Here is an 18,729-nt window from a genome sequence, read left to right as displayed (position 1 = left end):
TAATTATTCTTGATTAGTCTTCAATTTTCACTTCAATTCCTCTCTGTTCTGCAATTTCACAAATGGGAACTACCGGGAATATTTTCGCCAAAACAGTAATGATTAGCAAGGCTAAAGCAAAACTTAGAACCGTAACGGCTATTTCAATACCGGTTGGAAAATAATGAACAAAATTTTCCGGAACATTTTGAATTGGAAGATGAGGGTGTAATAGCGTTGGGATTACGATCACATATCTTTTAATCCAAGCCGAAGCCAAAACAAATATAGAAATCAACATCAAGGGAAGTGGCTTTCGGAATTTTTTCATGAGAAGAAGAATAATAGGAATAACATTCCCTAATAGTTGCGAACACCAAAATAGAACAGCCCAATGTCCTGTAAATAATTCTTTCAAATGCACATCATCTCCGGTTTTCATTTTATATCCGGGAACTAAAAATTCATTCAGGTTAAAGTAAAGATATACAAGGCAAACAGCTACCATCAATTTCCCCATATAATCGAACTGAACATCAGTAATATAATCCTGAAGTTTATAGTTGATTCTAAAAAAGTACATTGCCATTACCAATGCAGCTGCCCCGGCAACGAATGCACCGGCAACAAAGTAGGGTCCAAAAATGGTAGTATCCCAACCATTACGCAAAGTAGCTGCAAACAACCATGATGTAACGGTGTGAATAGCCAAACCAACAGGAACAATCAATACCATTAATGTCTTAATCATGCGGTGAAGATGCTTGTGCTGACTTGGGGTATTAATATATCCCAAAGACAAGACGTTATAAATCTTTTTCATGATAGGTGAAGCTTTCTTCAGCTCATTTTTACAAATGGCTAAATCAGGAATCATTGGTAATATCAATAATAAAAGACTTATCATGAGATAGGTTGTAACTACTGTTATATCCCAAAGTATTGGCGACTGAAAACGACCATGAATAATAACATTGGCAACTCTGTCAGGCCTACCCATATCCATAATGATTACCAATCCGGAAACAGCAACAAAAGCTACAGCTATCATTTCCGATATTCGTGAAATAGGCGTAATCCAATCGATTCGTAATAATCCCAAAATGGAGGAGATTAACATACCCACTAAACTAACAGCAACAAAGAATACAAAATTGGCGATATACAGTCCCCAGGAAACATAGTCCCGCATCCCGGTAACACCTAAACCATCTCTTAACTGAACAATATAGGCCCAGCCACAAACGGCTATTACTGTGACTAAAAAAACAATCCAAAGCTCTAATCCTTTGTGGTTTTGCAATGGATGTAGAATGTCTTTTTTTATTTTTTCAAATGAAAGTGTAGTTTCTTCCTGTTTTGGTAAGTCATTCATATGATTATTCTATTTAGGGCAAACAATTATCTATTTAATTTTCAGTATTTTTTCTAATCTGTATAAAAATTTTAATGCAGATTTTCTTCATTTAATAAGTCGCCATTAAATTTAAATGCACGATTTTTCGGAGGTAAATAGTAAACCCTGGGTTTTGTTCCTAATTCCGGCATTAAAGTATATCCGGCATTTTCCTCAATCAATTTGGAAAAACGAACAGTTTCATGAGTAGTTCCATTGGTAACTGCATCTTCATTTCTATCACCAAAATAATATACTCCGTTAGGACAGGAAGACACACAAGAAGGAAGTTTATTCACGCGCAATCTATCGGCACTAAACAAACATTTACTCACAGTTCCTTTTTTCTGTGGTACATTCGCTTCAATATTGTAGGTAAGATCCTTATATTTTTCAGCATCTTTAGGCTCAGTCCACTGGAAAATACGAGCAGAATAAGGACAAGCAGCAATACAGAACCTGCAACCGATACATCTTTCATTGTCTATCAAAACAATACCATCCTGACGTTTAAACGTTGCATCTACAGGACAGACTTTTGTACATGGAGGATTGTCGCAATGCTGGCAAGGTTTAGGCATGAAGTAAGGTGCAGTATATTCAGCATCCTGCATTTGCAATACATTAATATGATGCTGATCGGGTCTAAGCTGATGATGATTTTGACAGGCAGCCATACATTTTCTGGCATTACGACATTTACTAAGATCAATTACCATCACAAACGACTTCCCAGGAATACCTTCACGTCCACGTTTTTGCAATTCATTCAAAGGAGCAGTTACCGTTGGTCGTAATTGATTTTTATCTACCTGAACCAATTGTCCGTCTTGTGTAAGTAAATTCACCATTTCTGCTGGTTCTTTAGCAGCCGCTTTAGCTGCTCCCAACAATGAAAAACTACTTACCACACCAGCTGCGCCAACCGTAACGCCCAAGTTCTTCAGGAATTTTCGTCGACCATTTTTTGATGAATCTTCTTTCATTATGATATTAAGTTAGTTTTTTATTTCTCCTATGTTTTTATTCCTACAGATATGTGGAATAATAGAATCGAAAATTTTATCTGAAACCATTCTAAATAGAATTCTCTTTTCTCCCTGTTTAGAGTTGTTTAGTCCTATTTATTTAGATGCAATTATGTTCTGTTGAAAATTATCGGTAAAATCAAATATAAAGAAATAATTCGAATTGCAAGACATGATGCATTAGAGTCTGTAATGCTTTGATTTAATTGCGCTTTCACTAATAAAAGGATTAAAGAATCTTAAAACCCTGAAAACATGAAATTTATATATAAATCGGAGACAAATAATCATTTTGAGCTATCCTACAAGATTTCCGAAAACGATTTCACAACTCCTGATTAATAATCTTGCTGTATATCCCATAAAATCAATGATTAATGCTTTTAATATTCTACTTAAATTGAATTTTTAATAAATTGACATTTAATTACTTATAGATTTTTTGAATTACTATATAAAATCTTTCTATGAGGAATTTACCTGTCTACCTAAGAGAATTCTTACTTTTGATCCAGCAAATGCACTATAGATGGGAGATGAAGATATTTATTAATACTCTTTACTTGGAGAGAAGAAAGGAATACTCTAAATTAGTTTTGTTCATCAACATTTCATAAGTTAATACAACAAAATATCTTTTGATTCCTCATTTTAAATATTACGTGAATAAAGGCAATCAGAATGTAATCATTTGAAGTAATTGTAACATGAGTAACAATCAAATAAGATCAAAAAACCTATTTCGTGTTATATGGCAATTCTATTTAGAAGGGTTCAAAAATCAAAAAGAATGGAGTCGCCAAGTATGGTTAGTAATTTTAATAAAATTATTTATCCTGTTTTTTGTAATGAAATTATTTTTCTTCCCGAATTTTTTAAAATCAAAATACAATAACGATCAGGAGCGTAGTGAATATGTGATTGATCAATTAACTAATCCTAAAAATCAATAATATGGTAGAACATTTTGATCTGTCTCTGGTAGATTGGTCCAGAGCACAATTTGCTTTAACAGCATTGTATCATTGGATATTTGTTCCGTTGACACTTGGTTTGGCATTTATTATTGCCATAATGGAAACCATTTACTATAAAACAGGTGATTCACAATGGAAAAAGATTACTAAGTTTTGGATGACTCTATTCGGGATTAATTTTGCCATTGGAGTGGCAACCGGAATTATTCTTGAATTTGAATTTGGTACCAACTGGTCCAATTATTCCTGGTTTGTAGGAGATATATTTGGTGCTCCACTTGCTGTAGAGGGAATTATGGCCTTTTTCATGGAGTCAACATTTATTGCTGTCATGTTCTTTGGTTGGAATAAAGTGAGTAAACGATTTCATTTAGTTTCAACATGGTTAGTAGCAATAGGTTCTAATTTATCGGGCTTATGGATTTTAGTAGCGAACGGATGGATGCAAAATCCAATTGGCATGAAATTTAATCCGGACACAGCAAGAAATGAAATGATGAACTTCTGGGATATTTTATTCTCCCCAACGGCTGTAAACAAATTTCTTCACACACTTTCCTCATCCTACACTTTAGCTGCCGTTTTTGTACTAGGGATAAGTGCCTGGTATTTGCTAAAGAAAACAAACATAGCTTTCGCTAAGAAAAGTATCATTATAGCTGCTGTTTTTGGACTGACAAGTTCATTATATACTGTTTTAACCGGTGATAATTCGGCTCGGGAAATCGTGAGAAATCAACCCATGAAATTTGCCGCTATAGAAGGACTATATGATGGTTCCGCCGGAGCAGGACTAGTTGCATTTGGAGTGATGACCGAAAGCCCGAATGGGAAGCACAAAAATATGAAAGATTTTAATTTTAAAATCGAAATCCCTAATATGCTTTCCTATATGGCATATTTAGATGGTAAAGCTTTTGTTCCTGGCATAAATGATATAATTAATGGATTTACCGATAATGATGGCATAGTTCATCCTTCGGTAAATGAAAAAATAGCCATAGGACAAAAAGCAATTGCTGCCTTAAGGACTTTTAAAATAGCAAAAAAAGCAGGAGATCTAACGTTGGCGGAACAAGCTCAAAAAGATTTGGAGGCAAACTTTAAGTATTTCGGTTATGGCTATTTTAATGATCCTTACGATACCGTTCCTCCAATCTCCATGTCCTTTTACAGTTTTCATACAATGGTAGGTTTGGGGATGTGGTTTATTCTTCTTTTTATCCTCAGTTTGGTTTATATATACAAAAACCAAATTGCTACTAAAAAATGGTTTCTTCGGGCTGCAATTTGGAGTATTCCGCTAGCTTATATTGCTTCGGAATGTGGCTGGATCGTTGCTGAAATGGGTCGCCAGCCCTGGGTTATACAAGATTTGATGCCTACACTTACTGCCGTTTCCAACATTGATGCGATTTCTGTTAAAATTACATTCTTTTTATTCTTGTTTGTATTTACGGGATTGCTGATTGCTGAACTCAAGATCATGCTAAAACAAATTAAAAACGGACCAAACCACGGAGGAAAATAATCATGTTTGAAAATTTATCACATTTGGCGTTACAACAATATTGGTGGATTATCGATTCGCTATTAGGAAGTTTTCTGGTTTTTCTACTCTTCGTTCAAGGTGGGCAAACCTTAATCTATCGTCTCGGCAAGACGAAAATGGAGAGAACAATGATTGTTAATTCCTTAGGAAGAAAATGGGAATTCACATTTACTACATTAGTAACATTTGGAGGAGCCATGTTTGCTTCATTCCCTCTATTTTACTCGACTTCATTTGGTGGTGCTTATTGGGTGTGGATGGCTATTTTATTTTGCTTTATCATTCAGGCAGTATCCTATGAATTTAGGAGTAAACCTTCAAATGTTTGGGGAGCAAAAACATTTGAAGTCTTTTTATTTATTAATGGTCTATTGGGAACTATCTTATTAGGAACAGCTGTAGGCACATTCTTTAATGGTGCAGAATTTACCGTTAATGATATGAACCAATCGCAGTGGGCTACCTCTTTTGGCGGATTAGAAGCAGTATTAAACATTAGTAATGTGGCTTTGGGTTTAACGGTATTCTTTTTGGCTAGACTATTAGCTAGTTTATACTTTATGAATAACATTCGGGAGGAGAATATATATGCTCGTTCCAAAAAGCAATTACTATATTCCGGAATTCCATTTTTGATCGTGTTCCTATTCTTTGTGATTCGTTTATTGTTGATGAAAGGATTTGCAGTGGATCCAAATACAGGTTTTATTTCGATGGAACCTTATAAGTACTTGCACAATTTATTGGCTATGCCAATTGTTGCAATTTTATTCTTAGGTGGAGTTGTAGGTGTTCTCTTTGGATTAATAAAAAGCTATCTGTCTGAAAAATATACCAAAGGAATTTGGTTTGCAGGAGGCGGAACCATAATGGTTGTATTTTCGCTTTTCTTAATCGCGGGTTTTAATAACACTGCCTTTTATCCATCTGTTGCAGATCTGCAATCTTCCTTAACTATTCAAAACGCATCGTCCTCTCATTATTCGTTAACTGCAATGAGTTATGTGTCCTTGATGGTGCCTTTTGTTCTTGCATATATTATATATGTTTGGAGAGCAATAAACAATAAACCAATAGACTTGGAAGAAATGAAGTCTGAAGAACATTTGTACTAAACTAAAATTTAAGATCATGTATATATCATCAATCATATGGCTATTAACATGGCCTGCACTGATTTTCATCAGCTATAAACTTGTCCGACTGAGTTTGAAAAAGTTCTCAGATCAGCTAGAGAAATAATAATCTTATTCACTCTAATTTCGTTTATATAGAACTATATCGCGAAAATAAATTGGCATCTCCTGGAGATGCCAATTCTCTTTTGGTAAGATTCTATAGTGTCATTTAAAAGTGTATTTTTGTGCCAATTAAATATCAAGCAGTAATATTAGTCAGCCTAAATTGTTTTTCATGAGTGAACTGGGAAATATAAAACCATTGAATGAATGGTTTAAGAAATTGGATACAACTCCTGTTGTAATCAGTGGACCGTGTAGTGCAGAATCAGAAGAACAAATGATTGCAACAGCGAAAGAGTTAAAAAAAATAGAACAAGTAAAAATCTTTCGTGCTGGTATCTGGAAACCACGAACTCGTCCGAATACATTCGAAGGAAGAGGATTAGACGCTTTGCAATGGCTGAATGAAGTGAAGCAAGAAACAGGTTTACTAACTACCGTTGAAGTAGCTTCACCCAAACATGTTGAAATGTGCCTAAGGCACAATGTTGATATTTTGTGGATTGGAGCCAGAACCACTTCTAATCCTTTCTCGGTACAGGAAATTGCAAGCGCTTTACAGGGAATGAATATCCCGGTAATGGTGAAAAATCCAATTAATCCTGATATTAATTTATGGATTGGAGCTCTTGAAAGAATTAATAAAGCCGGAATTACCCGATTGGCTGCTATTCACCGCGGATTTTATCCTTTTGAGAAGACCATGTTCCGAAATATTCCGAAATGGGAAATTCCAATTGAATTAAAATCTCGTTTTCACAATTTACCTATCCTTTGTGATCCTAGTCATATAGCAGGAAAACGAAAATATATTGCGGAAATGGCTCAAAAGGCGATAGATTTAAATATGGATGGATTAATGATTGAAAGCCATATTTGTCCGGAAGAGGCCTTAAGTGATTCTGAACAGCAATTAACACCCGCGGACTTAGATCAAGTATTAAGAGGCTTGGTTTGCAGATTGAATTGTGTGGAGGACGCAGAAGTGGATCGTCTCGAAAATTTCAGAGATCAAATTGATTCGGTAGATGCTCAATTGATTGAACTCCTTGCTCAGCGCATGAAAATTGTCGAAGAAATCGGAGAATACAAACATGAAAAGAACATGAAAATTCTTCAACTTCAAAGATGGGAAAAGGTTCGGGAGAGAGGAATTGAATTAGGAAAAACGCTTGGTATCTCGGAGAGCTTTATGGTTCAGCTTTTAAGAATGATTCATAAGGAGTCAATTCTGAAACAAAATGAAGTAATGAACAGAAAGTAAACTTTCCACTATTTAAAGGGATAGCTCATTTTTAAACAATATTTTCTTCTATCCTTACGTCCTTTTCAGTTGCCTCAAAATCAGCTATCCTCATTTTATTATTTCAATTTCCACAAATAAAAAGAGACTGCTTCTATCCCATTTAGACCTATCACCGACCTATCTGACAATTAATTATTCTGTTTGTTTCTGCGAAAGCAATCCTGAAATAGATGTGTCCGGCCAAAAGCTTCTTTTGTCTCTGAAAAGTATCCATACCGAGATAGCAAATTAGTTTCCGTCCTGTTTTATCCCTTATTGGGAATTATTCTATATTACTTTAATATATAACTATTGTTAATACTACGATTGTATCTTCAATTATTCTGTTTAATTTAATGGCTCTAAAATTAATTTTAATACAGAAAATGAAAAAACTAACTATTATTATTCTATGCCTATCCCTATACAGCTCCTCACTGTTGGCGAAAAATTTCAAATACGGAAAGATTTCCAAAGAAGAAATGGAGCTTCAAACATGTCCTTATGAAAAGGATGCGGTTGCGGTCTTTCTTTATGATAGCAGAGTTACGGACATCAGCTATTCTAATATTAAATACTATTATCACGTAAGGATAAAAATTTTAAAAGAGGAAGGATTGAAGTATGCTACTATAAAATTGCCGTTTTACAGAAAGGATGGAATAGAGAATATAACCAGTGTGAAAGCGCATACCATTAATTTCGATAAAAACGGAAAGAAAGAAATTACAGATCTTAGCAGAGACGCTATATACACCGTTGATGCAAACGAAAATTATGGAGAAGTACGTTTTAGTTTGCCAAATGTGAAGGTTGGATCTATTATCGAATATAAATACACCAACAACTCCACCTTCTTTTCCTATCTGGATACCTGGTATTTTCAGTCGGATATTCCCGTTTTGTATAGTGTTTTACATGTGAATATGCCTGAAAGCTTAAAATACAATCTGATAATGTTTGGGGATCAGTTATCTGCTAAATATGGTAACATAAGCAGCAAAGAGTGGGTTTTAGAAAATATGCCTTCCATAAAAAAGGAGAGTTTTATAAATAATTATCTGGATTACGTAGAGCAAATTCGATTTCAATTATCAGGATATTATACTCGTGATAAATCTTCCATTGGAGGTTCTTTAATATATAAGGATTCGATGACTACCTGGAAAGATTTAGCAAAAGAGTATCTGGAAAAAATCCATTTTTTGGAAAGAAGAGGATTTGCCAGAAAGCAACTGGAAAACCTATTGGATGGCAGTGAAAATAATTGGGAAAAAATTGAAAAAATATATGATTTTGTGAAAGACAGGGTCAAGTGGGATGAAAAATACCGATTGTTTCCTAAAAAATCACCTCAAAAGGTTTTGGAAGAAAAAATAGCCAGCGATTCCGAAATTAATTACCTGCTGGTTCTTCTGCTTCGCGAGGCCGGAATTAATTGTAATCCTGCACTTGCAAGAACAAATAATAGAGGACTCATACAAAAAGACTATCCACTTCTTAGTCAGTTCAATCATGTGATGGCTGAAGTAGAATTGTACAACAAGAAATTCTTTCTCGATGCGACTTCGGCTTATCGTCCCTACGATTTATTGGCAGAGAAAGATTTAAATTATCAAGCCTATGTCTTAGATAAGACAAAACCACAATGGGTAGTAATAAAACCATATTCCAAGAATTCACAAAGTTTATATCTGAACTATGATTTCTCTGATTTATCAAAGCCTGTTTGCAATATGAAAGTACAGGAAACAGGATATTATGCTGCCAATAGCAGACAAAAAATTAGTGAAGATGGAATAGAGAATTGGGTGAAAAGGATAATTGATCCGGAGAGATATAGTGTAGACTATGATTCCATTCAGATTCAAAATGCAAATGCACTAGATAAAGCCTTATTGATTTCCGGAAAAATGGATATGGATATAGATTGGGAGGATGATTCAGATATTAGCTATTTTTCTCCATTCCCAGAAAAAATAATTCAGAATCCATTTGTAGCCGAAACGCGACAGTACAGAATCGATTACAACTACAAAAGAGCAAACTCTATTCATATAAAAATTCAATTACCTGAGAATTACACTTTCGAAGATTATCCAAAATCGAAGACGGTGAAACTTCCATACGATAGCGGGAAATTTGAACTTATGACTCAATTAAGCGGGAATATCTTACAAATCAGAACTACTTTTAAGCTTAACAATACTTCATTCCCCAAAGAATACTATTCAAATCTAAAGGAACTGTATGTACAGATGAATAAAATGCTTCGTTCCCAAATAGTAATTAAAAAAACAACTAATCTTAGTATCAATGAATAAGCAAATAGAGACTGAAATCAGCGCGGAAGAAGTACCCGCACAATTAGCATATCCTAGCATTAAACAAGGATGGGGAATGCTGGGTTATTTTATTCTAATCACCCTTTTGTACAGTATTCCATTGGGTGTAATCCAACTTTCCGGAATTGATATCCAACATGGATTTTATTTATTGATGAATTATTCCATTCCGATGATCCTTTTGATCTGGCTACTTCGTTTTTTCTGGAAAAAAAATCCTGAAAATGGAAGGTTCCTTAGTTTAAAGCCCTTTCCTCTTATAATCCTGCCTATGGTTGTTTTAATGACCCTCTCCTTTATCTGGATAAATAGCGAAATAACCAGCTGGGTTCCCATGCCCTCGTTCTTGGAAAATCTATTTAAGGAAATGATGGAACCAAATATCTGGGGATTTTTAACTGTTGCCGTTGCCGCTCCTATCCTGGAGGAAACTCTCCTGCGAGGGATTGTATTGGAAGGATTGCTAAAAAACTACAATCCTAAAAAGGCTATTATTTGGTCGGCATTATTTTTTGGAATACTGCACTTAAATCCATGGCAATTTGTAGCTGCTTTTATTGTGGCTTTGGGAATTGGCTATTTATACTGGAGAACTCGTTCTTTATGGCTATGCATCTTCATCCATTTTTTGAATAATGCCACTGCATTTTTGATATATTTTTTATATCCTGACACAACTGATACAGCAGATTTATTTGAAATTGGAACAATCAACAGAGTGCTTATCTTCGGTTTGGCTATTTTTATCCTTTGGTTAGTCTACCGATATTTCGAAAATTATTTTAAATCTTCGACAGCAGAATCTGCATCTAAAATATAGAAATCACAGTTTTATATAGCGATTTGGGTATTAAGGTTTGATTTGCTCCTAAGCATCAAACATTAATGCCCATACTATTTTCAGGAAATTAAGAGATAATAATATCGCGCTAAGGCAATAAATTACTTTCGGATGATCCAATTATCTATTAAAGAGAATAGAATGTAAACAAAAAGAATCATTGGAATTACCAGCCACTGAAGCAAAATAGCCAAAATAAACAAGCTAAGTAAAAACAGATAACGAATCTGATTCTCCTTCCAACTCAGACTTTTAACCTTGAGTGCGAACATCGGAATTTCAGCTACCAATAAGTAGGAACAAATAATAATTGCTGCAATAATCACATAAGGATTCGATAACCAACTCTCTATTATTGGGTAATTGCCATAAAATAATACCAATGGTAAAGATGCCCAAAACATAGCATTTGCCGGGGTGGGAACTCCTATAAAAGATGCAGTTTGTCGGGTATCAATATTAAATTTTGCCAAACGCAAGGCGGAGAATATAGGGATGATAAATGCGGAAAGCATGATAGCCATCTGCGAGAAACTTAATTCTGCCGGATTAAAAGCAAGGGAAGCATCTCCTAAAACAGAAGCCTTTAGATAGGAAAAGGCAATCATACCTGGAGCAAATCCAAAACTAACCATATCAGCCAGCGAATCCAGTTCTTTTCCCATTGGCGAATACGCTTTTAAGGCTCGTGCTGCAAGGCCATCGAAAAAATCGAAAACTGCTGCAAGTAAAATAAGAAAAGCAGCTGCTACCAAATGGCCTTCAAAAGCCATTAAACTAGCTGTACATCCCGAAAATAAATTTAAACAGGTGATGGTGTTGGGTACGTGTTTGATAATTCCTTTTGCCTGACTCATGAATTCTGATTTTGTTTTGCCTGACAAAAATAAGGGAATTTTCTCAATCTCTTGTTTCCTCTTCCCTACAATCATCTTTTAATAAAAATTGAAGTTCCTGAATACAGATGAATCGCTACAAAATGAATCGGCAGTAACAAAACCAGACGAATCTCCGACAAGAATGCTTAAGATTCAAAAAAATACTATTTTTACCCTACACAGAAAAAACAGGTATGCCCAGAATTTTAGCACTCTTATTGTTTATAGGTATCACTTATTCGTCATTCGCACAAACAACAGCTCCTACCTATAGTAATGAATTTCTTTCCATTGGTGTGGGAGCACGTTCTTTTGGAATGGGGGATGCCAGCATCGCTTCGCAAAAAAATGCAGAAGCTGCCTTCTGGAATCCAGCCAACCTGGTTGAATTAGATCACAAATTCGATATCTCGGCTATGCATTCGGAATATTTTGGGGGATTATCTGCCTATGATTATCTGGGATTTGCCATGAAAATAAATGCGGAGAGTGCTATCGGTCTAAGCCTGATTCGATATGGTGTGGACGATATTCCCAATACGCTGGAACTAATTGATAAAGACGGAAATATCCGATACGACAGGATAAGTACCTTCTCTGCTGCCGATTATGCTTTTTTAATTTCCTATTCGCGAAAAACCGGTATCGAAGGACTTAGTCTTGGTGCTAATGTAAAACTAATTTATCGGCATACCGGTAAATTTGCTTCGGCATATGGTTTTGGAATAGATGCCGCGGCAAGTTATCGCAAAGGAAACTGGCGATTTGCAGCAGTAGTACGCGATGCCACAAGTACCTTTAATGCATGGATTTTTAATACCAGCGATTTGGAAGATGTATTTGCAGTTACGGGGAATGAGATTCCGGAGAATTCAACGGAATTAACACTTCCCAGATTGATTCTTGCTGCTAATCGAAATTTTAAAATCTCAGATCATTTTGCCTTGATGGCCGAGCTGGATACTGATATTACCTTTGACGGCAAACGAAACGTCCTACTGCGAAGCAATCCCATAAGTATTGATCCTCATCTGGGTGTGGAAACATCTTACAATCAGTTGATATTTCTAAGAGCCGGTATTAATCATCTGCAACAGGAAACCGACTTTGATAATAGCAAAACATGGACTTTTCAGCCTAATTTGGGTTTAGGCATCCATTACAGAGGTATTCGTCTGGATTATGCACTTACTGATATTGGCGACCAGTCAGTTGCAAAATATTCTAACGTAATTTCACTAGCCTATTCCTTCGATTAGTCGCAAAAAGTAGCTTGGCGGAACAAGAAAGTAGCTCGGCGGAACAGGAAAGTAACTTGGCGGAACAAGAAAGTAGCTCGGCGGAACAGGAAAGTAACTTGGCGGAACAGGAAAGTAGCTTGGCGGAACAGGAAAGTAGCTCGGCGGAACAAGAAAGTAAGCTGGGGGAACAGAAAAGTAGCTTGGGTGTAACCCTTCGGATATATTCAGGATATATTCATGGAACTGTGTCTGATCATTTTTATTAGTATTTTCTGTTTAAAAGCGACATTATCCCGCAAAGTGTGTAAGTGATCCTTCCAGGCTTAGACTTTATCGAAGTCTAAGCTCACCTCCAATTTTCCACTCTTATTTTACTCAACATTTAATTTGGACTTATTAATTTTCTTTTTACCGCCTTACCTACTGCCAGCAAAAAATTCGAAACAAAGCTATATTTTGTTTAATCTTTTCATCAGTAAAAACATTGTTTAGAACCAGTAAAAATAGCTAACAGAACTATATTTTTCAAAATAACACCTAATTCTAAATAGCTAACTATCGTAAAAAAAGACAATTAACCATAAGCTCCATGCGATTATTTTTCTATATTTATAAGAGATGGAAAAAATGAATCCTTTGGTTTCAAATTACCCTTTTCTTCCCAAGCACCTTAAATAAATTATGGAGGACCTACAATGAAGTTAAAACTTGCCATTTGCCTTGCCTTTCTATTTCAAAGTTTAATTCTCTTCGCCCAAAAAAACAAAGATCTGTATTACGATTTTGAAGTTGGAGTAATCGAGCATCTTAACGACACCATTCCCAACGATATTCAGTTAATCAACGAAAAAGGAGAAACCGTTTCCTTAAAAGCTCAGATTGACAAGCCTACAGCTCTAATATTTGTCTATTTCAGATGCCCGGGTATCTGTAGTCCACTTATGGATGGATTGGCAGATGTAATTCAAAAAAGCGATTTAAAACTTGCCAAAGATTACCAGGTACTTACGATCAGTTTTGATCCATCTGAAACAACAGATCTGGCCGTGAAGAAGAAAAACAATTATAAATCCCTAATTACCGGACAAAACACACAAGAAGGTTGGCAATTTTTTACTGCCGATAGTGCAAATATTGCCGAGGCTACAAAAATGATGGGATTTCGTTATAAAAAAACAGGCAATGATTATACTCATGCTGCAACTGTGATCGTGATCAGTCCCGAAGGAAAAATCACGCGCTATCTGAACGGAACTTATTTTCTGCCATTTGAATTTAAACTGGCAATGCTAGAGGCTTCGAAAGGTCAAGCAGGACCTACCATCAACAAAATTTTACAATATTGTTATTCCTATGATCCTGTTGGGCATGCTTATGTCTTAAATATCACAAAAATAACAGGAGCCATTATTTTGTTAATGGGGCTTATTGTATTCCTGTTACTGATCATCAGAAAACCTAGAAAAAAAATACATTCCTAAATACTTACATTTTATGTCTGAGACTGTTCTTCAACACAATCAGGTAAGCTACCTCGAATATCAAGGAAGATTTAAGGGACTGTTTGCCTGGATTTTTTCAACAGACCACAAGCGAATCGGTTTATTGTATTTATATAGTATGCTTGTGCTGTTTAGTGTGGCCGCTACATTAGGCCTATTAATGAAAATTGAATTAATTGCTCCGGGCAAGACCATTATGGATGCCCAAACTTATAACAGCTTTTTTACGCTGCATGGAATCACCATGATTTTTTTAATTGTAGTTCCGGGTTTGCCAGCAGTATTTGGTAATTTCTTTCTTCCCATCATGATTGGAGCAAAAGATGTGGCATTCCCAAAATTAAATCTCCTTTCCTGGTGGATCTACATTTTAGGTGCTCTAGTTGTACTTTCTTCACAATTTATTGGTGATGGACCTCCAGATACCGGCTGGACCTTTTACGCTCCCTATAGTTTCCGAACTGGTACCAATATGCTACCAGCTGTCACAGGGGCTTTCATTCTGGGATTCTCCTCCATAGCAACAGGATTAAATTTTATCGTTACCATTCACAGAATGCGTGCTCCGGGAATGGCATGGATGAAAATGCCTCTATTCCCCTGGGCCTTATATGGTACTGCCTGGATTCAGGTGTTAGCAACCCCTATTGTTGGAGTTACCTTACTGATGATCGTACTGGAAAGAACCTTGCAAATTGGATTTTTCGATCCTGCTTTAGGCGGTGATCCTATTTTATACCAGCACCTTTTCTGGATTTATTCCCATCCGGCAGTTTACATCATGATTTTACCGGCAATGGGAGTCATTTCTGAGATTATACCAACATTTGCCCGTAAAACCATTTTTGGCTATAAAGCGATTGTAGTTTCTACTCTTGCGATCGCATTCGTTGGTTATTTTGTTTGGGGACATCACATGTTTACTTCAGGAATGAGCGGAACTGCACTTTATACTTTTTCAATCCTAACCTTTTTGGTTGCAATACCTAGTGCTATCAAAATATTTAATTGGGTAGCAACATTGCATAAAGCATCCATCGATATTCAAACGCCATTCTTGTGGGCACTCTGCTTTCTGTTCGTTTTTATGATTGGAGGTTTATCAGGAATGGTATTAGGTGCTCTTTCTGCAAATGTCCATTTACATGATACGGCATTTGTTGTGGCACACTTCCATTTTATTGTATTTGGCGGAACAGGATTTGCTTTTTTTGGTGCTTTGCATTACTGGTATCCCAAGATGTTTGGCAGAATGTACGATAAAGGTTGGGCAAATATCGGATTAGCCATATTCTTTACCGGTTTCAATACACTCTACTTACCTATGTTTTATTTGGGTATGATTGGTATGCCTCGCAGATATTACGATTATGTGGAAGAATTCCATGGTCCTAATATCGTATCCTCTTTCGGCGCCATGTTAATGATTGCTGGTCTAATTATTATTATCACAAATTTGATCCGATCCGCAAGGAAAGGAGAAATTGCAGAGGCTGATCCCTGGAAAGGCAAGACTTTAGAATGGTCTATTGCCAGCCCTCCTACCCTGGAAAACTTTGATGAAATTCCTGTTGTAACCAAACAACCTTATGACTATGAATGATCACGTACACATCGACGAACATCGGGATGACGAAGGTGCCAAAACTGGCATGTGGATTTTTATATTTACGGAATTGCTTTTATTCGGAGGTTTGTTTATCGTTTACTCGGTTTATCGTTATTTAAACCCATTGGCATTTCATCTTGCCGCACACGAATTAAGCACATTTACCGGAACCATAAATACTGTGATTCTATTAGTAAGTAGCATGACAATTGCCATGTCAATTAGTGCGATTCAATATAAAAACAAAAAGTTGACCCTTATTTTAATGGGGGTTACTTTGTTCCTGGCTTTTCTTTTTCTGGTAAATAAATACTTCGAGTGGAGTGGTAAAATTTCTCATGGTATTTACCCCGGTAGCACTATTTTGCAAGAAGCCAGTAGAGGAGAGATCTTGTTTTTTGGTTTGTATTATACAATGACAGGCCTTCATGCTCTTCATATTATTATTGGTATGGCATTTATTGGATATGTCATGCGTCTGGTTGCCAAAGATAAGATTCAGCATGATAATTTTATTATTCTGGAAAATAGCGGTCTCTATTGGCATCTTGTCGATTTAATCTGGATTTTCCTATTCCCATTATTTTATCTGATCACCTAAACAAATCTCATGGAAAAAGAACAACATCCTCACATCGTACGGTATCGAACCTATGTTTATGTCCTGATTGCATTGCTTTTCATGACCTTAACCTCAGTTGCCGTCACTCATATCTATCTGGGCCCTTATACCGTTGCTACTGCTCTCCTGCTAGCTACCTTAAAATCAACTTTGGTGTTATTGATATTCATGCACCTTAAATTTGATAAGAAATTTTACAGCTATATGGTAGCAGGTGTTTTTCTGTTACTTACTTCTGTTATAATTATTACATTCTTAGATTATTTATATCGCTAGCCTATGTTTTCGCAAAAAATACCAGATGCCTCAAATTTTGTAAAAGGAGTGGATACCTCATTCATGGTTATTTTGGGAATTATTTTCTTTTTTCTAATAGCTATTACTGCAACTATGATATACTTTGTTTTTAGATATCGAAAATCTAAAAACCCAAAGGCAACTCAAATTCATGGCAGTGTTAGTCTGGAAATTACATGGACTATCATACCAACAATATTGGTAATGGTAATGTTTTACTATGGTTGGATTGGATATAAACCGATGAAAGAAGCACCAGAAGATGCATTCACAATCAAGAGTATAGGACGAATGTGGAATTGGCAATTTCAATATGAAAATGGGAAACAAACTGATACACTTTACGTTCCTTTAGATCGGGCAGTTAAACTGGATTTAAAAGCATTGGATGTTATACACAGTTTATACATCCCGGCTTTTCGATTAAAACAAGACTTAGTTCCCGGCAAGAAACAAATGATGTGGTTTATTCCAGGTAGAGTTGGAGAATATGACTTATTCTGTACTGAATATTGTGGATTGCAACATTCATCCATGCATACTTCCGTTGTGGTGATGCCACAAGACAAATTTGATAAATGGTATATCGACACCACTCGTGTTGCTACGCTAATAACAGACAAGCCCGGAGCACTTGGCCATCTTATCGTCAAAAAGAATGGTTGCCTTGCTTGTCATTCACTGGATGGTTCCAAATTGGTTGGTCCATCATGGAAAGGTCTATTCGGCAAAACTGAAGTGGTGATTACTCAAGGTAAAAAAAGAGAATTAATAGTTGATAGCGCCTATATTCACAATTCAATACATAACCCCAATAGCGACATAGTAAAAGGCTTTAAAAGAGGCTTAATGCTATCTTATAAAGATGATTTAACAGATGAAGACATTGATGAAATTATTAAGTTTATGAAGACACTTTCGGAATAAATTACTGCTATCGCCTTCTATAAGGAATATACTTATTCATCAAATCTATTAATTGAAAATAAATATTCACGATTATTACTATAATACAAACTATAAAGATGCTGAAATATGAATATAAGGGCTAAAATATCAGTTCTCTACGAGCTTGGAAAAGTGAAGATTGCCATTCCAATTTCCTTTTCCTGTTTTACGGGTTATATTCTGTTTAAACCAGAAATTAGCTGGAATTTGGTCTATGTTATATTTGGAATATTTTTTATTGTGGCTGGCGCCTCTGCTATTAATCACATACAAGAATATAAAAAAGATGGAATGATGAATCGAACCAAATTCAGGCCGATACCGGCTGGTAGGATCAGCATCCCGGAAGCTATTCGATGGAGTGTTTCCTTTCTTCTAATTGGTTGCGGATTGCTTGCATGGGGTGGAAATGCAATAAGTTTATGGATTGCGATCTTTTCTATTTTTTGGTACAATTTAGTTTATACTCCTTTAAAACAAATTTCTGCTTTTGCTGTAGTACCAGGTGCTTTAAGTGGTGCATTCCCTCCAATTATAGGTTGGGTTGCGGCTGGTGGACATCACTTTGCAGCTCCCATTCTTGCGCTGGCTTTCTTTTTCTTTATTGGTCAAATACCACACTTCTGGTTGTTACTTCTCCTTTATGGTGAGGATTACAAACAAGCTGGATTCAAAGTTTTGATAGATGTTTTCAGCAGAAAACAAATTCATAATATCACCTTAATTTGGATGCTTGCAACTGTGGTGGTTGCACTCTTACTTCCTGCTTTTCAAGTAATTTCCTCGAAATACTTAATGTGGATCCTACTAGCTTTTTCCTTATGGATCATTCCAAACAGTTTTATCCTCCTGAAACAAATGGAAAGAATTTCTGTGCGTAAACTATTCCTAAGACTTAATTTATACTTTCTTATCGTAATGATCATGATAAGTTTAGATAGGTTTTATCTCTGATATTTTGACATTTCAACAAGAAATCTTACTTTAT

At 35.8% G+C, this 18,729-nt stretch carries 17 protein-coding genes; 14 read left to right on the top strand and 3 right to left on the bottom strand.

Going from position 1 to position 18,729, the window contains the following annotated elements; translation table 11 throughout:
- Positions 1 to 13 precede the first annotated feature (13 nt).
- On the bottom strand, positions 14 to 1,354 hold the full coding sequence (nrfD, locus tag DLK05_RS03940) for an NrfD/PsrC family molybdoenzyme membrane anchor subunit (protein ID WP_127342682.1): 1,341 nt from the start codon (positions 1,352 to 1,354) through the stop codon (positions 14 to 16).
- 71 nt (positions 1,355 to 1,425) lie between these two features.
- Complete coding sequence (locus tag DLK05_RS03935; protein ID WP_127342776.1) at positions 1,426 to 2,361, bottom strand: 4Fe-4S dicluster domain-containing protein; 936 nt, start codon at positions 2,359 to 2,361, stop codon at positions 1,426 to 1,428.
- Positions 2,362 to 3,110: 749 nt separating this feature from the next.
- On the opposite strand from DLK05_RS03935, the gene DLK05_RS03930 reads away from it, so the two are divergent.
- The 6 genes from DLK05_RS03930 to DLK05_RS03905 all read left to right on the top strand — a co-directional run bounded on the left by DLK05_RS03930 (position 3,111) and on the right by DLK05_RS03905 (position 10,623).
- Positions 3,111 to 3,356 carry a DUF4492 domain-containing protein gene (locus tag DLK05_RS03930; protein WP_127342681.1) on the top strand — a complete coding sequence of 82 codons (246 nt, stop codon included), beginning with the start codon at positions 3,111 to 3,113 and terminating at the stop codon, positions 3,354 to 3,356.
- Between the two features lies 1 nt (position 3,357).
- On the top strand, positions 3,358 to 4,911 hold the full coding sequence (locus tag DLK05_RS03925) for a cytochrome ubiquinol oxidase subunit I (protein WP_127342680.1): 1,554 nt from the start codon (positions 3,358 to 3,360) through the stop codon (positions 4,909 to 4,911).
- A gap of 23 nt (positions 4,912 to 4,934) precedes the next feature.
- The gene (locus tag DLK05_RS03920; RefSeq protein ID WP_235831948.1) at positions 4,935 to 6,047 is read left to right on the top strand and encodes a cytochrome d ubiquinol oxidase subunit II; all 1,113 of its coding nucleotides are present in this window, start codon (positions 4,935 to 4,937) and stop codon (positions 6,045 to 6,047) included.
- A 298-nt stretch (positions 6,048 to 6,345) separates the two neighbouring features.
- Positions 6,346 to 7,437 carry a chorismate mutase gene (locus tag DLK05_RS03915; protein ID WP_127342678.1) on the top strand — a complete coding sequence of 364 codons (1,092 nt, stop codon included), beginning with the start codon at positions 6,346 to 6,348 and terminating at the stop codon, positions 7,435 to 7,437.
- Between the two features lie 407 nt (positions 7,438 to 7,844).
- On the top strand, positions 7,845 to 9,782 hold the full coding sequence (locus DLK05_RS03910) for a transglutaminase family protein (protein WP_209319698.1): 1,938 nt from the start codon (positions 7,845 to 7,847) through the stop codon (positions 9,780 to 9,782).
- The gene (locus DLK05_RS03905; RefSeq protein WP_127342676.1) at positions 9,775 to 10,623 is read left to right on the top strand and encodes a CPBP family intramembrane glutamic endopeptidase; all 849 of its coding nucleotides are present in this window, start codon (positions 9,775 to 9,777) and stop codon (positions 10,621 to 10,623) included. Before DLK05_RS03910 ends, DLK05_RS03905 begins: the two co-directional genes overlap by 8 nt.
- 122 nt (positions 10,624 to 10,745) lie before the next feature.
- On the opposite strand, the gene DLK05_RS03900 is transcribed toward DLK05_RS03905, so the two are convergent.
- Entirely contained in the window at positions 10,746 to 11,576 is an 831-nt protein-coding gene (locus tag DLK05_RS03900) for a CDP-alcohol phosphatidyltransferase family protein (protein ID WP_209319697.1), read from the bottom strand.
- 140 nt (positions 11,577 to 11,716) lie between these two features.
- Between DLK05_RS03900 and DLK05_RS03895 the strand changes: the two genes are divergently transcribed.
- The 8 genes from DLK05_RS03895 to DLK05_RS03860 all read left to right on the top strand — a co-directional run bounded on the left by DLK05_RS03895 (position 11,717) and on the right by DLK05_RS03860 (position 18,695).
- Complete coding sequence (locus tag DLK05_RS03895; protein ID WP_127342674.1) at positions 11,717 to 12,781, top strand: putative type IX sorting system protein PorV2; 1,065 nt, start codon at positions 11,717 to 11,719, stop codon at positions 12,779 to 12,781.
- A 14-nt stretch (positions 12,782 to 12,795) separates the two neighbouring features.
- Positions 12,796 to 13,029, top strand: coding sequence for a hypothetical protein (locus tag DLK05_RS03890; protein ID WP_127342673.1), 234 nt, complete (start codon positions 12,796 to 12,798; stop codon positions 13,027 to 13,029).
- A gap of 429 nt (positions 13,030 to 13,458) precedes the next feature.
- On the top strand, positions 13,459 to 14,244 hold the full coding sequence (locus DLK05_RS03885; RefSeq protein ID WP_127342672.1) for an SCO family protein: 786 nt from the start codon (positions 13,459 to 13,461) through the stop codon (positions 14,242 to 14,244).
- 13 nt (positions 14,245 to 14,257) lie between these two features.
- Positions 14,258 to 15,868: a cytochrome c oxidase subunit I gene (locus tag DLK05_RS03880; RefSeq protein WP_127342671.1), complete on the top strand. Its 1,611-nt coding sequence runs from the start codon at positions 14,258 to 14,260 to the stop codon at positions 15,866 to 15,868.
- Positions 15,861 to 16,475: a cytochrome c oxidase subunit 3 family protein gene (locus DLK05_RS03875; protein WP_127342670.1), complete on the top strand. Its 615-nt coding sequence runs from the start codon at positions 15,861 to 15,863 to the stop codon at positions 16,473 to 16,475. The genes DLK05_RS03880 and DLK05_RS03875 overlap by 8 nt, the downstream gene beginning before the upstream one ends.
- Before the next feature lie 9 nt (positions 16,476 to 16,484).
- Positions 16,485 to 16,772 carry a cytochrome C oxidase subunit IV family protein gene (locus tag DLK05_RS03870; RefSeq protein ID WP_127342669.1) on the top strand — a complete coding sequence of 96 codons (288 nt, stop codon included), beginning with the start codon at positions 16,485 to 16,487 and terminating at the stop codon, positions 16,770 to 16,772.
- Positions 16,773 to 16,775: 3 nt separating this feature from the next.
- Positions 16,776 to 17,720, top strand: a complete 945-nt coding sequence (gene coxB / locus DLK05_RS03865) for a cytochrome c oxidase subunit II (protein WP_127342668.1) — start codon at positions 16,776 to 16,778, stop codon at positions 17,718 to 17,720.
- 108 nt (positions 17,721 to 17,828) lie between these two features.
- Positions 17,829 to 18,695 (top strand): protoheme IX farnesyltransferase, encoded by an 867-nt coding sequence (locus DLK05_RS03860; RefSeq protein WP_127342667.1) that lies wholly within the window; start codon positions 17,829 to 17,831, stop codon positions 18,693 to 18,695.
- The last annotated feature ends 34 nt before the right edge of the window (positions 18,696 to 18,729 follow it).

The sequence above is a fragment of the Ancylomarina longa genome (assembly GCF_003996985.1).
In the GTDB taxonomy this organism is placed as follows: domain Bacteria; phylum Bacteroidota; class Bacteroidia; order Bacteroidales; family Marinifilaceae; genus Ancylomarina_A; species Ancylomarina_A longa.
Note: the sequence above shows the minus strand (reverse complement) of the source record. Positions and strands in the feature narration are given on the sequence as shown.

Bases quoted from the DNA above. Each gene is read 5' to 3' on its own strand.
- nrfD (WP_127342682.1), bottom strand. From the start codon at position 1,354: ATGAATGACTTACCAAAACAGGAAGAAACTACACTTTCATTTGAAAAA.
- DLK05_RS03935 (WP_127342776.1), bottom strand. From the start codon at position 2,361: ATGAAAGAAGATTCATCAAAAAATGGTCGACGAAAATTCCTGAAGAAC.
- DLK05_RS03930 (WP_127342681.1), top strand. From the start codon at position 3,111: ATGAGTAACAATCAAATAAGATCAAAAAACCTATTTCGTGTTATATGG.
- DLK05_RS03925 (WP_127342680.1), top strand. From the start codon at position 3,358: ATGGTAGAACATTTTGATCTGTCTCTGGTAGATTGGTCCAGAGCACAA.
- DLK05_RS03915 (WP_127342678.1), top strand. From the start codon at position 6,346: ATGAGTGAACTGGGAAATATAAAACCATTGAATGAATGGTTTAAGAAA.
- DLK05_RS03910 (WP_209319698.1), top strand. From the start codon at position 7,845: ATGAAAAAACTAACTATTATTATTCTATGCCTATCCCTATACAGCTCC.
- DLK05_RS03905 (WP_127342676.1), top strand. From the start codon at position 9,775: ATGAATAAGCAAATAGAGACTGAAATCAGCGCGGAAGAAGTACCCGCA.
- DLK05_RS03900 (WP_209319697.1), bottom strand. From the start codon at position 11,576: ATGATTGTAGGGAAGAGGAAACAAGAGATTGAGAAAATTCCCTTATTT.
- DLK05_RS03895 (WP_127342674.1), top strand. From the start codon at position 11,717: ATGCCCAGAATTTTAGCACTCTTATTGTTTATAGGTATCACTTATTCG.
- DLK05_RS03885 (WP_127342672.1), top strand. From the start codon at position 13,459: ATGAAGTTAAAACTTGCCATTTGCCTTGCCTTTCTATTTCAAAGTTTA.
- DLK05_RS03880 (WP_127342671.1), top strand. From the start codon at position 14,258: ATGTCTGAGACTGTTCTTCAACACAATCAGGTAAGCTACCTCGAATAT.
- DLK05_RS03875 (WP_127342670.1), top strand. From the start codon at position 15,861: ATGAATGATCACGTACACATCGACGAACATCGGGATGACGAAGGTGCC.
- DLK05_RS03870 (WP_127342669.1), top strand. From the start codon at position 16,485: ATGGAAAAAGAACAACATCCTCACATCGTACGGTATCGAACCTATGTT.
- coxB (WP_127342668.1), top strand. From the start codon at position 16,776: ATGTTTTCGCAAAAAATACCAGATGCCTCAAATTTTGTAAAAGGAGTG.
- DLK05_RS03860 (WP_127342667.1), top strand. From the start codon at position 17,829: ATGAATATAAGGGCTAAAATATCAGTTCTCTACGAGCTTGGAAAAGTG.